This is a genomic window from Sphingomonas sp. (assembly GCF_039594485.1).
GTDB lineage: Bacteria > Pseudomonadota > Alphaproteobacteria > Sphingomonadales > Sphingomonadaceae > Sphingomonas.
The window spans coordinates 72,724-85,494 of record NZ_JBCNNI010000006.1; the positions used below are offsets into that span (position 1 = coordinate 72,724).

Below are 12,771 nucleotides of genomic sequence, written 5' to 3' on the forward strand. Positions count from 1 at the left end.
ATTGACCCCCTCCTCATCGGCGGTTAATGGTATACGGTATTTCGGGGAGGGCAAGATGTTACGGGCGAACAGGCGGGAGTGGATGCAGGGGGCGGCAACCATCGCCTTGACCGGAATGGCATCCCGGGCCGTGGCGGCCGCGCCGTCGCTGCTTCCCGGCAAGGCCGAACCCCTGCCCCTGACGGCGGTACGGTTGCGCCCCTCCATCTATGCGACCGCAGTCGAGACGAACCGCCATTATCTGTATCGGCTCGATGCCGACCGGCTGCTGCACAATTTCCGGCTCTATGCGGGATTGAAGCCCAAGGCGGAGATTTATGGCGGCTGGGAAAGCGATACGATCGCGGGCCATACGCTGGGCCATTACATGTCGGCGCTGGTGCTGACATGGCAGCAGACCGGCGACCCGGAAATGCGCCGCCGCGCCGATTATGTCGTCGCCGAACTGGCCGAGGCGCAGGCCAGGCGCGGCAATGGCTATGTCGGCGCGCTGGGGCGCAAGCGGCCCGACGGCAAGATCGTCGATGGCGAGGAAATCTTTCCCGAAGTGATGGCGGGGAAGATCAAGTCGGGCGGCTTCGACCTCAACGGTTCCTGGTCGCCGCTCTACACGGTGCACAAACTGTTCGCCGGGCTGCTCGACATCCATGGCGGCTGGGGCAATGCCCAGGCGCTGGACGTCGCGGTCAAGCTGGGCGGCTATTTCGCCCGGGTCTTCGCCGCGCTCGACGATGCGCGGCTGCAGGAGGTTCTGGGCTGCGAATATGGCGGGTTGAACGATAGCTTCGCCGAACTCTATCAGCGGACCGGCGACCGCCAGTGGCTGGCGCTGGCCGAGCGAATCTATGACCGCCGCGTGCTCGATCCGCTCGTAGCCGGGCAGGACAAGCTGGCCAATTTCCATGCCAATACGCAGGTGCCCAAGCTGATCGGGCTGGCGCGCATCCATGAGATCACCGGCAAGCCCGAGCCGGCGGCGGGCGCGACCTTCTTCTGGGAGGCGGTGACCGGGCATCACAGCTATGTCATCGGCGGCAATGCCGACCGGGAATATTTCTCGGAGCCGGACACGATCGCACGGCACATCACCGAACAGACGTGCGAGCATTGCAACACCTACAACATGCTCAAGCTCACCCGGCATCTTTACGGGTGGAAGCCGGACGGCCGCTTGTTCGACTTCTACGAACGCGCGCATCTGAACCACGTCATGGCCGCGCAGCATCCGCAGCATGGCGGCTTCACCTATATGACGCCGCTGATGACCGGCATGGCGCGCGAATTCTCCTCGCCCAAGGACGATGCCTTCTGGTGCTGCGTCGGGTCGGGGATGGAATCCCATGCCAAGCACGGCGAATCGATCTTCTGGCAGGGTGGGGACGCGTTCTTCGTCAACCTCTACATCCCGGCCGAGGCGCGCTGGGACAAGCGCGGCGCGAGCGTGGTGCTGGATACCGCCTATCCGATGGACGGGCAGGCGACGCTGACCTTCACGCGGCTGGATCGGGCGGGGCGCTTCCCCGTGGCGCTGCGTATCCCCGGCTGGGCCGAGGGCAAGGCCGAACTGGCGGTCAACGGCAAGCCGGTCATGCCCATGGTCGAGCGTGGCTATGCGATCGTCGACCGGCGCTGGAAGCGCGGCGACGTGGTGACGATCCGCCTGCCGATGGATTTGCGGGTGGAGCCCACGCCGGGCGACGACAGCGTGGTTGCGGTCGTGCGCGGGCCGATGGTGATGGCGGCCGATCTGGGTTCGACCGAAACCCCGTGGAACTCGCCCGACCCGGCGATGGTGGGGGCCAATCCGCTGGCCTCGTTCACCCCGACCGATGCGGCGCAGGCCCGGTACCAGGCGCGCGGCGTGTTCCGTCCGGCGGATCTGGGCTTCGTACCCTTCTTCAGCCAGTATGACCGGCGCAGCGCGGTCTATTTCAAGCGCTTCACCGAGGCGGGCTGGAAGGCCGAGGAAGCCGCGTTCCTCGCGGATCAGGCCCGTGCGCGTGACATCGCGGCGCGGTCGGTCGACGTGATGCATCTGGGCGAGATGCAGCCGGAGCGCGACCACGGCCTGACCTCGGAGATTTCCTATCCGGTCTCCTATCGCGGGCGGCAGGGGCGCGATGCGCGCTCGGGCGGCTATTTCGAGTTCACCATGGCGGTTCGTCCCGGACCGCTGGTGCTTCAGGCGACCTATTGGGGCGACGAGCGCGCCCGCGATTTCGACATCCTGGTCGACAATGTGAAGGTCGCGACCCAGCATCTGGAAAGCGACAAGCCGGGCCAGTTCTTCGATGTCGAATATCCGCTGCCCGCCGCGCTGACGACGGGCAAGAAGAACGTCCGCGTGCGGGTCGTGCCCCATGACCGCAGTTCGGCGGGGCCGATCTTCGGCATGCGGCTGTTCACCGCGAAGAAGGAGCAGACGGCGTGACCGGGATCCGCATGACGCTGGACGAACTGCGTACGCTCGCCCGGGCCAAGCTGTCGGGCGCGGGTCTGGCACCGGCCCATGCCGAGGCGGTGGCCGAGACGATGGTGGCGGGCGAGCGCGACGGATGCGCCTCGCACGGCATTTATCGCCTGCTCGTCGCGGTCGCGAGCATCAACAAGGGCGTGGTCGTGCCCGATGCGGAGCCGGTCCTGTCCGAACCCGCCCGCGCGCTGGTCCGCGTCGATGGCGGCGGCGGCTTCGCCCAGCTCGCCTTCCAGACCGGCAAGCCGATGCTGGTCGAAAAGGCCAGGGCCAACGGCATCGCCGCCCTGGCACTCAACAATGTCGTGCACTTCGCCGCGCTCTGGCCCGAGGTCGAGGAACTGGCCGAGGCGGGGCTCGTCGCGCTGGCCTTCACGCCCAGCCATGCCTGGGTCGCACCGTCGGGTGGTGCCGAGCCGGTGTTCGGGACCAATCCGATCGCCTTTGGCTGGCCGCGCCCGGACGGGCCGCCCTTCGTCTTCGACTTCGCCACCAGCATGGTCGCGCGCGGTGAGATCGAGCTGCACCGCCGCGCGGGCAAGACCGTGCCCGATGACTGGGGCGTCGATGCCCAGGGCCAGCCGACCACCGATCCGGCCGCGATCCTGTCCGGCGCGATGCGGACCTTCGGCGGACACAAGGGCTCCGCGCTGGCGGCGATGGTGGAACTGCTCGCCGGGCCGTTGATCGGCGACATGACCAGTCGTGATTCGATCGAATGGGATGCCGGGCGAGGTGGCTCGCCGCTCGGTGGCGAACTGATCGTCGCGATCGACCCCAAGGGCTTTCTGGGTGACTTGCTGCCCGACCATATGGCGCGGGCGGAAACCATGTTCGACGCGATCACGGGGCAGGGGGCACGGCTGCCCTCCGCCCGTCGCTATGCCGCGCGTGCGGTGTCGCTGGCGGAAGGGGTGGTGATCCCGGCGGACCTTCACCGCGATGTTATGGCCCTGAACGGCTGAGCGATAGGAGAATGAGCATGACGAACCGCATCATCCCGCTGTTGACGGGCACCGCGCTGCTCCTGACGCCCGGCTTGGCCGCGCAGGCCAGGGTTCCGGTGCAGAAGGCGTCCGCTGGCAAGGGAGCGGCCCGATCGGCGGATGCCCGCTTCATGGCGCTGGCGGAGTCCGAATATCGCTGGCGCACGACGCAGAGCGCGGCGGACGAGGACAGCGGCAATGCCGGATCGAGCCAGTTGCCCGATGTCGGGCCGGCGGCGCAGGCCGCACGGCTGGCGCGGTGGGACGCGACCGCCAAGGCGCTGGCCGCGATCGACCCGGCGACGCTCTCGCCCGAACGGCGGATCGATTACATGGTCTATAAGGGCCAGATCGATGCGCTGCTCGCCGCGCAGCGGTTCCGCGATTATGAAAAGCCGCTCAACGCCGACACCAGCTTCTGGGGCAATCTGGCGGGCTGGTCGCGCGGCAGCTTCACCAAGGAAAGCCAGTATCGCGATTACATCGCCATGCTACGGACGATGCCGCGCTATTTCGATCAGCAGATCGGCAATATGCGCGCCGGGCTCGCCCGTGGGTTCACGCCGCCGCGCGTCACCCTGAAGGGACGCGATATCGGCGTCGCGCAGGTGGTCGATGCGGGCACGGGCGAGGATCAGCCCTTCTACGCGCCGTTCAAGACCATGCCCGCGACCATGCCCGCCGCGACCCAGGCCGCGTTGCGCGCCGAGGCGAAGGCCGCGATCCGCGATGCGGTGATCCCGGCCCATGCCAGGCTGCTGGCGTTCCTGCGCGACGATTACATGCCCCATGCGCAGGTCAGCACGGCGGCTTACGACCTGCCCGACGGCAAGGCCTATTACCGGTCGAAGATCCGTGAATATGTGACCGCCGACATGACCCCGGAACAGGTGCACGAAATCGGCCTGTCCGAGATCAGGCGCATCCGACAGCGGATGGACGAGGTGATGAAGGAGGTGAAGTTCCAGGGGGACTTCCCGGCTTTCCTGACCTTCCTGCGCACCGATCCGCAATTCCATGCCAAGACGCCGCAGGAATTGCTCGACCGGGCGGCCTGGTTCGCCAAGAGCTTCGACGGCGTCGCATCGGACTGGTTCGGCCGCCTGCCGCGCAGCCGGTTCGCGATCAAGCCGGTACCTGCTGACCTCGCGCCCTTTTATACCGCCGGGCGCGGCGGGCCGGGCATCTATCTGGTGAACACCTACAACCTGCCATCGCGTGCGCTCTACGCGCTGCCCGCGCTGACCCTGCACGAAAGTGCGCCGGGCCACGCCTTCCAGATGCCGCTGGCCGCCGAGAATAAGGATCTGCCCGCCTTCCGCCGGAACAGCTATCTGTCCGCCTATGGCGAGGGATGGGCGCTGTATTCCGAGGCGCTGGGCGAGGATATGGGCTTCTACAAGACGCCCTATGACAAGTTCGGCATGCTCTCCTATCAGGCATGGCGCGCGGCGCGGCTGGTCGTCGACACGGGTATCCACGCCATGGGCTGGAGCCGCGAACGGGCCCAGGCCTATCTGCACGACAATACCGCGCTGTCGGATCACGAGATCGAGACCGAGGTGGATCGCTATATCGCGTGGCCGGGGCAGGCGCTGTCCTATTATATGGGGCAGCTCGCCTTTCAGCGGAACCGGGCCAAGGCGGAGAAGGCGCTGGGGCCGAAGTTCAACATCCGCGCATGGCATGATGCGATGCTGCAACTCGGATGCGTTCCCCTGCCGGTCCTCGACCTGCGCACCGACCGTTTCATCGCCGAAGGTGGCAAGGGGCCCTATCCCGATGAGGAATGATCCTGATTGACCGCAGCCTCGCTCTGCGCTAAAAAGTATACCGTATCTAATAACAGAAGCAGGAAGACAGATTGTGAGCATCGGCTGGCGCGGCGTATTCCCCGCAGTGACGACCCAGGTTCGGGAAGATCTCTCGATCGACCTCGCCGATACGCAGCGGGTGGTGGACGATCTGGTGAACGACGGCGTGACCGGCGTGATTGCGCTCGGCACGGTCGGCGAGAACAACTCGCTCGACTATGACGAGAAGGTCACGGTGCTCACCGCGATTGTCGAGGCGGTGGCGGGCCGCGTTCCGGTCATCACCGGCGTCTCGGAATATGACACGCGCCGCGCCGTCCGTTATGCCCAGGCCGCGGAAAAGGCCGGGGCCGATGGCCTGATGCTGCTGCCCCCGATGGTCTATGTGCCCAAGGCGCATGAGCTGGTGAACCATTTCAAGGGCGTGGCGGATCAGACCGGCCTGCCGATCATGCTCTACAACAACCCGCCCGCCTATCGCACGGTGATCGACCAGACCGTGCTGGAAGCACTGGTCGATGTGAAGAACATCGTGGCGGTCAAGGAATCGGCGCCGGATACGCGCCGCTTCACCGATTTCCGCAATGCGTTCGGCGACCGTTACACCCTGTTCGCGGGGCTGGACGACGTGGCGCTGGAGGGTCTATATCTCGGCGCGCAGGGCTGGGTTTCGGGCCTGACCAATGCCTTCCCCAAGGAGTCGGTCGAGCTGGTCGCGGCGTTCGAGCGTGGCGATCATGCCAAGGCGATGGAAATCTATCGTTGGTTCATGCCGCTGCTCCACCTCGACGCCGAGCATGATCTCGTCCAGTCGATCAAGCTGGCCGAGCAGGTCATGGGCCGTGGTTCGGAGCGCGTGCTTCCGCCCCGCTACGTCCTGCAGGGCGAGCGCCGGGCCGAGGTGATCGCGATGGTCGAGAAGGCCGCCGCGACTCGCCCGACGCTCGGGTTGAGCAAGGCCGCCTGATGGCGACGACGCCCTTGCCCACCGCATTCCTGCCGGACGAAGGCCGGGCGCGGGGCGAGGGCGTCATCATCGTGCAGACGCTGGCGGATCGCATCTTCGCCATCGTTCGCGAACGCATCGTGGCGGGGACGTTGGCGGACGACCGCCCGATCCGCCAGGATGCGCTGGCCGCCGAACTGGGGGTCAGCAAGATTCCGCTGCGCGAGGCTCTGGCGCGGCTGGAGCAGGAAGGCCTGCTCCAGAGCGTGGCCAATCGCGGCTATACGGTGGGTCGGCTGACCGCGGAACAGGCCGACGAGATCTACAGCCTGCGTCTCCGTCTGGAACCGGCGATGGCGGCGCGTGCCGCGCTGGTCGCCGATGACGCGGACCATGCGCGGCTGATCGCGGCGTTCGAGGCGCTGGACCAGGCGGCGGAGAGCGATCTGGCGCGGGTCGCCATCTGCAACCGGCAATTCCATATGGCGATGGTCCGTCCGATCGGACAGGCGCTGACCATCCAGATCATCCGGCAATTGTCGGTGCTGGCCGAACGCTATGTCGTCCGGCATCTGCAACCGGCGGGGCGCAACACGCGCGCGCATCTGGAGCATCGGGAACAGCTGGACGCTTTTCTGGCGCGCGACGCGGCCAAGGTTCAGTCATTGCTTGACGCGCATATCCGGTCCACGCTGATGGACCTGAAAGGCGGGTTCGCACCCGTCGGCTGAGACACAAACCAATTGGCGGGGGATAATCGCTTCATGTTCGGACCGTTGAAACCGCTGGGCAGCGCGACCCGGCACGGCGAGGGGCAGGCGCTTGCCAAGACGCTGAGCTGGCCACACCTGATCGCCCTGGGCGTCGGTGCGATCGTCGGCACCGGCATCTACACGCTGACCGGCGTGGGTGCGGAGCGGGCAGGGCCCGCCGTCATCCTGGCCTTCGCGATCGCGGGGGCGGTCTGCGCCTGCGCCGCGCTTGCCTATGCCGAGCTTGCCACGCTGATCCCGGCGGCGGGCAGCGCCTATACCTTCAGCTATACCGCGCTGGGCGAAACGCTGGCCTGGGTGGTCGGGTGGAGCCTGATCCTCGAATATTCCCTGGCCTGTTCGACCGTCGCGGTCGGGTGGTCGGGCTATCTGGTCGGCTGGATCCAGGCGGCGGGGGTGCACCTGCCCCCCGCGCTGCTGTCCGGGCCGCATGGCGGGGGCATCGTCAACCTGCCCGCCGTCGTCGTCGCGCTGTCGGTGATGGGCATGCTGGTCGCGGGAACGCGCGAGAGCGCCACGCTGAACATCATTCTCGTCATCGTGAAGCTTGTCGCGCTCGGCCTCTTCGTCGCCTTCGCGCTGCCGGCATTCAATGCCGACAATCTTCATCCGTTCATGCCCTATGGCTTTGCCGCGAGCGAGATTGACGGGGCCAAGCGCGGCGTCATGGCGGCGGCGGCGATCGTCTTCTTCGCCTTTTACGGCTTCGACGCGGTGGCGACCTCGGCGGAGGAGGCCAAGAATCCGGGCCGCGACCTGACCATCGGCATCGTCGGATCGATGCTGGTCTGCACGCTGATCTATATGGCGGTGGCGGTCACGGCGATCGGCGCGCTGCCCTTCCTGCAACTCGCCAACTCTCCCGAGCCGCTGGCGCTCGTCCTGCGGTCGCTGGGGCAGCCGACGGCGGCGCACCTGATCGCGCTGGCAGCCGTCATCGCGCTCCCCTCGGTCATCCTGGTGATGATGTATGGCCAGAGCCGCATCTTCTTCACCATGGCGCGGGACGGCCTGTTGCCGCAGTCGCTGGCGGTCGTCAGCAAGCGCAGCGGCGCGCCGACCCGCATCACGCTGGTCACGGGTGTCTCGATCGCGATCGTTGCGGGCATCTTTCGCCTGGATGAGATCGCGGAACTGGCCAATGCGGGGACGCTGCTCGCCTTCATCTCGGTCGGTGCCTGCCTGATGGTGCTGCGCCGCAAGGCCCCCGAGGCCAAGCGGCTGTTCCGTTGCCCGCAGCCCTATGTCGTCGGGACGCTCGCGATCCTGGGGTGTCTCTACCTCCTGTTCAGCCTGCCCAGCTCGACGATCATCCGGTTCGTGATCTGGAACGCGATCGGGCTCGCCTTCTACTTTGCCTATGGGCGGCGGCGGAGCGTGCTCGCCAAGGATTGATCGTAGAAGGGCGACACGTCGGGACGGCCGAACAGAAATCCCTGGGACTGCTGGCATCCTTCTTCCAGCACCATGCGATGCTGTTCGGCGGTCTCGACCCCCTCTGCGACGACCGGCAGGTTCAGGCTATGGCCAAGGCCGACAATGGCGCGCACGATCGAACGGGCGGATTCGTCATTGGTGACGCCGGAGATGAAGCTCCGGTCGATCTTGATCTTGTCGAACGGAAAGCTCTGCAGATTGCTGAGCGAACTATAGCCCGTACCGAAATCGTCCATCACGATCGCGATGCCCATCGCCTTCAACTGGTGGAGCGTGTTCAGCGTCCGCTCGCGATGATGGAGCAGCACGCCTTCGGTGATCTCCAGCTCCAGCCGATGCGCCGGAAAGCCCGAGGACCGCACGGCGCGCGTCACGATCTCGACCAGGTTGGGAAGCTGGAACTGGATCGGTGAGACGTTGACGGCCAGCGTCATCGGATCGGGCCATGTCGCGGCGGTCCGGCACGCCTGGAACAGGACCCATTCGCCCAGTTGCAGGATGATGCCGGTGTCCTCGGCGATCGGCACGAAGTCGCTGGGCCCGATTTCGCCGTGATCGGGATGCTGCCACCGGAGCAGCGCCTCATAGCCGATGATGTCGGTCGAACCGGTCGCGACCAGCGGCTGATAGACGAGCCGCATCTGATCGCGGAGCAGGGCGTGTCGCAGATCATGCTCGATGAGGCGGCGGCTCTTCACCGCACGGTCCATTTCATGATCGAAGAACGACGCCATGCCACGCCCATTGGCCTTGGCGCGGTACAGCGCGACATCGGCATTGTGGCGCAGCGTCGAAGCATCGGCGGCGTCCTGGGGAAAGAAGGATATGCCGATGCTGACCCCGACGGCCATGGGATCGCGGCTGAGGTCCATTTCGGTGGCAAAACCGGCCAGGATCGTATCGACCAGTCGGCGTGTCTGTTCGGGATCGCCGACCCCGTGTTGCAGGATCAGGAATTCGTCGCCACCGATGCGTGCGACCAGACCGGCTTCGGCGACCGCCCGGTTCAGGATCTCGGCGACCCGGCACAGGATGTCGTCGCCCGCCTCATGGCCGAATAGGTCGTTGACCGCCTTGAACCGGTCCAGATCAAGGGCGAGCAGCGCCAGCGATCCCTTTTGATCGGCCTGGTCGATCGCGGCCTCCAGCGCCTGTTGCATATAGGAGCGGTTGGGCAATTGCGTCAGGGGGTCGTGCACCGCCAGGAATTCGATCCGGCTCTGGGCTCGGCGCTGTTCGGTCAGGTCGCGGACGGCCATGACCCGAGCGCGCCGTCCGCGATACTCGATCGCGTGGCACGCCACCTCCAGACAGCGATCGACGTCCCCGGCGACGCGGGGCCGCGCGTCGAACAGCTGACCATCGGCCAGTGCCAGCGCGTCGCCATCGATCGTGACCAGCCAATCCTCCGGCCGCGATCCGATGAGCGGCCCGGGGTCGATGTCCAGCATCATGGCGAGGCGGTCATTGGCCTCGACGATCCGCCCATTCTGAAGGATCGCGATCCCTTCGCGGGTGGCCTGGGCCAGGCCCCGCAGATCGGTCAGCACCCTGTCGAGCAACGCGGCCGCCAGCATCGACGTGATGACCAGTGCGATCGCCAGGACGACGCCATAGGCGATCGTGGCGGGCTGGAGCGGCCGAAGCGACGTGTCGAGTCTGCCGCCGCCCGGCACCAGGGTAATGGCGGCCGTGAAGCCGAGATGAAGCGTGGCTATGCCCAGGGTTCCGGTCAGGACCGGCAGGGCGGCGCGCGGCCACCCGCGAAGCCGCCAATGCGCGGCCAGCGAGAGTGAGAGGAGCAGCATGGCGCCGACAAAGGCCTGGGCGACACCCCCAGGGGAATAGTAGATTCGTGCGGGGACGATCAGCGCCTCCATGCCGACGAAATTCATCACGGCGACAGTCGTCGTGACAAGGGCCCCGGCGAGCAGGAGCATCGCCACGCTGGGCCGCGGACGGAGCAGCGAAAGCGCGCCCCGGATGCCGATGATGGGCACGCCGATCGAACAAAGCGTCAGCGACAGGTCGAATCCCAAGGGCAGGGGCCCGGGACAGGCCAACATGGTGAGGAACTGGGTTGCCCAGATGCTGATCCCCGCCGCGACTGCCGCGATCGACGCCCATATGCGGCGACGGCGCTCTATGCATTCCTCCGAACGGGTCTGAAGGATGAACATCGCCCGCAACCCGAGCACGCACACCCCAACCGCCAGGCACGCCAGCACAGGATCATGGTCGTTGGGGATGCATCCGAAGATGTTGAGCATTTGCAAGGCAATCCTTGGATGTCCTCGCTTTGCCATGATCCGGTTGAGGAAAGGTTTATGGATGAAATCCGTTTGGGGGTTTGCCCCCCTAATCCTGTCCAGAGCGGCACGGGGGCTTTCCAAGAGAACCAGAAAATTCTATACCGATCGTTATGGAAGCTGTTCAGCCCGTATGTAAGGGGCGCCCCCGCGAATTCTGCACCGATCGGGCGCTGGCCGCCGCGCTCCGAATATTCTGGAGCAAGGGGTATGAGGGCGCGTCGATGACCGACCTGACCGAGGCGATGGGCATCACCAAGCCCAGCCTTTATGCCGCGTTCGGCAACAAGGAGGCGTTGTTCCACAAGGCGCTCGATCTCTACGAGGCCGAAAAGCTCGCCTATATCCGGGAGGCGATGGAACAGCCGACCGCGCGGGGGGTGGTGGAACATCTGCTTCGGGGTGCGGTCGATGCGCAGACCAACCATCTCGAACCGCAGGGCTGTCTGGGCGTCATCCATTCGGTCGCCTGCGGGGCCGAGGCCGAATCGATCAAGGCCGCCGTGGTGGCACGCCGCGCCTCGGCGCAGGCCGCGCTGCTCGCCCGGTTCGAGCGGGCTCAGGCAGAGGGTGATCTGCGCGAGGATGTCGAGCCCGAGGGGTTGACCAATCTTCTCTATGCGCTGTTGCAAGGGATGGCCGTGCAGGCGGGTTCGGGCGCGACCCGAGAGGATCTGCTCCGCCTGGTCGACACCAGCCTGGCGATGTTCCCGGCCCGCTGATTTTTGCGTACCGACTGGTATAAAATGATTGACGGGCGCGATCCCCTTTAATATACCGATCGGTATGGAAGGGGCTTCCGATCCTTCCGACGATCATCACGGGATAGAAAACCGGCGGCATCGGGCCGTCGGGCCTGACGGGGACGCGTGTCGCCCCGGCGGCTGTCTCGCGCGGCAGCAAAAGGGGTTTGGATATGGCCTATCTCGCATTTCAGGAAATCGGCGCGGCACGGCTGGCGACGGACACGGCAACGGCGCTTCAGGGCGCGGCCGCGATCCGGCCCGATGCGCGCCTCTCCGCGCTGGAATGGCAGGTGGTCGCCCTGGCGCGGCGCGATCGTATCTCCAGCCTGCGCGCTCCGACGCGGCTGACCCGTGCGCTGGGCAGCATCTTCGGCGATACGCGCAAGCCGCGTCTGGCCGATCCCTCGCTGGAGGCGCTGCGGCGCATGGCGGTGCTGAGCTGGCACCATGGTTATAGCGTACCTCCGCACGAAGTGCGCGCCTTCCTCGCTGCGGGCTATTCGCCGGACCAGTATGAGCTGATGGTGGACAGCATCGCCACCGCGCTTGCCGGCGACCGGCGTGCCGCGCGGGTCGCCGCGACGGGGTGATGCCCGCATGCGCTGGTCCCTCTTGCCCCTGGCGAGAACAGGCGTACCTTGAAGGGGACCAGCGACGGAGCAGACCATGCCAGCCCAACTGCGCCTGAACGACCCTTTTTCGATCATCACCCTGCCCATGATCGGCGGCGCGGGCGAAACCGAGCGCCGCCTGCCATGGGAGAATCTGTTCTCCTGGCCAAGGACGGGGGATGTCCAGCTTCCTTTCGACGCCAGCACGCGTGAAGCCCGGAACATCTGGGCGTCGCGGCTGGATCAGGCCGTGGCGCAGGCGGACCGGGCGGTCCTGCTGGTGGCGGAGAGCAGCGCCTGTCTGGCCAGCATCTGGTGGGCGCGCCTGTCGCCCAGCCATTATGTGTCGCGCGTCGCGGGTGCGCTGTTCTTCCACCCGCCTTCGGTCGAGGCGCTGGACGGTGTACGCGGGCAGATGTTCGCATCCCCGGATGCCGTATTGCCCTTTCCCTCGCTGGTCGTCGACGATGCCCCGAATGGCCATGCATTGGCGACGCGTTGTGGTGGGCAGTTGATCGCCGCGCCGTCCGCCGCCCCGCCACCCACCGGCATGTGGCGACAGACGCATCGGCTCATCGAACGTCTGTCCACCAGCGTCGTCGAGCAGGATATGCGCATCATGCGGACGCTCGGTATCGACGATCGTTGATGAAAAATGGCCCGGCGGGGGGATCGC

The 12,771-nt window shown here is 66.3% G+C and carries 10 protein-coding genes; 9 read left to right on the forward strand and 1 reads right to left on the reverse strand.

The window, feature by feature from the left end; all coding sequences use genetic code 11:
- The first annotated feature begins 115 nt into the window (after positions 1-115).
- The 6 genes from ABDV78_RS04085 (at position 116) to ABDV78_RS04110 (ending at position 8,387) form a co-directional block, all read left to right on the forward strand.
- Positions 116-2,431 (forward strand): glycoside hydrolase family 127 protein, encoded by a 2,316-nt coding sequence (locus ABDV78_RS04085; protein ID WP_343525938.1) that lies wholly within the window; start codon positions 116-118, stop codon positions 2,429-2,431.
- Between the two features lie 11 nt (positions 2,432-2,442).
- The gene (locus ABDV78_RS04090; RefSeq protein ID WP_343526001.1) at positions 2,443-3,438 is read left to right on the forward strand and encodes an Ldh family oxidoreductase; all 996 of its coding nucleotides are present in this window, start codon (positions 2,443-2,445) and stop codon (positions 3,436-3,438) included.
- Between the two features lie 11 nt (positions 3,439-3,449).
- Positions 3,450-5,252 carry a DUF885 family protein gene (locus tag ABDV78_RS04095; protein WP_343525939.1) on the forward strand — a complete coding sequence of 601 codons (1,803 nt, stop codon included), beginning with the start codon at positions 3,450-3,452 and terminating at the stop codon, positions 5,250-5,252.
- 73 nt (positions 5,253-5,325) lie between these two features.
- Complete coding sequence (locus ABDV78_RS04100; protein WP_343525940.1) at positions 5,326-6,240, forward strand: dihydrodipicolinate synthase family protein; 915 nt, start codon at positions 5,326-5,328, stop codon at positions 6,238-6,240.
- Complete coding sequence (locus ABDV78_RS04105) at positions 6,240-6,950, forward strand: GntR family transcriptional regulator (RefSeq protein ID WP_343525941.1); 711 nt, start codon at positions 6,240-6,242, stop codon at positions 6,948-6,950. Before ABDV78_RS04100 ends, ABDV78_RS04105 begins: the two co-directional genes overlap by 1 nt.
- Before the next feature lie 33 nt (positions 6,951-6,983).
- Positions 6,984-8,387, forward strand: a complete 1,404-nt coding sequence (locus tag ABDV78_RS04110) for an amino acid permease (protein WP_343525942.1) — start codon at positions 6,984-6,986, stop codon at positions 8,385-8,387.
- On the opposite strand, the gene ABDV78_RS04115 is transcribed toward ABDV78_RS04110, so the two are convergent.
- Positions 8,351-10,699 carry an EAL domain-containing protein gene (locus ABDV78_RS04115; protein ID WP_343525943.1) on the reverse strand — a complete coding sequence of 783 codons (2,349 nt, stop codon included), beginning with the start codon at positions 10,697-10,699 and terminating at the stop codon, positions 8,351-8,353. The two genes, ABDV78_RS04110 and ABDV78_RS04115, sit on opposite strands and share 37 nt — an antisense overlap.
- A gap of 152 nt (positions 10,700-10,851) precedes the next feature.
- On the opposite strand from ABDV78_RS04115, the gene ABDV78_RS04120 reads away from it, so the two are divergent.
- The 3 genes from ABDV78_RS04120 (at position 10,852) to ABDV78_RS04130 (ending at position 12,744) form a co-directional block, all read left to right on the forward strand.
- Entirely contained in the window at positions 10,852-11,460 is a 609-nt protein-coding gene (locus ABDV78_RS04120) for a TetR/AcrR family transcriptional regulator (RefSeq protein WP_343525944.1), read from the forward strand.
- A 194-nt stretch (positions 11,461-11,654) separates the two neighbouring features.
- The gene (locus ABDV78_RS04125) at positions 11,655-12,074 is read left to right on the forward strand and encodes a hypothetical protein (RefSeq protein ID WP_343525945.1); all 420 of its coding nucleotides are present in this window, start codon (positions 11,655-11,657) and stop codon (positions 12,072-12,074) included.
- A 76-nt stretch (positions 12,075-12,150) separates the two neighbouring features.
- On the forward strand, positions 12,151-12,744 hold the full coding sequence (locus tag ABDV78_RS04130) for an alpha/beta hydrolase (protein ID WP_343525946.1): 594 nt from the start codon (positions 12,151-12,153) through the stop codon (positions 12,742-12,744).
- The last annotated feature ends 27 nt before the right edge of the window (positions 12,745-12,771 follow it).

What these genes read in the sequence shown, in the direction of transcription:
- ABDV78_RS04115 (WP_343525943.1), bottom strand. Translation starts at nt 10,699, where the DNA reads ATGCTCAACATCTTCGGATGCATCCCCAACGACCATGATCCTGTGCTG.
- ABDV78_RS04085 (WP_343525938.1), top strand. Translation starts at nt 116, where the DNA reads ATGGCATCCCGGGCCGTGGCGGCCGCGCCGTCGCTGCTTCCCGGCAAG.
- ABDV78_RS04090 (WP_343526001.1), top strand. Translation starts at nt 2,443, where the DNA reads ATGACGCTGGACGAACTGCGTACGCTCGCCCGGGCCAAGCTGTCGGGC.
- ABDV78_RS04095 (WP_343525939.1), top strand. Translation starts at nt 3,450, where the DNA reads ATGAGCATGACGAACCGCATCATCCCGCTGTTGACGGGCACCGCGCTG.
- ABDV78_RS04120 (WP_343525944.1), top strand. Translation starts at nt 10,852, where the DNA reads ATGGAAGCTGTTCAGCCCGTATGTAAGGGGCGCCCCCGCGAATTCTGC.
- ABDV78_RS04130 (WP_343525946.1), top strand. Translation starts at nt 12,151, where the DNA reads ATGCCAGCCCAACTGCGCCTGAACGACCCTTTTTCGATCATCACCCTG.
- ABDV78_RS04105 (WP_343525941.1), top strand. Translation starts at nt 6,240, where the DNA reads ATGGCGACGACGCCCTTGCCCACCGCATTCCTGCCGGACGAAGGCCGG.
- ABDV78_RS04110 (WP_343525942.1), top strand. Translation starts at nt 6,984, where the DNA reads ATGTTCGGACCGTTGAAACCGCTGGGCAGCGCGACCCGGCACGGCGAG.
- ABDV78_RS04125 (WP_343525945.1), top strand. Translation starts at nt 11,655, where the DNA reads ATGGCCTATCTCGCATTTCAGGAAATCGGCGCGGCACGGCTGGCGACG.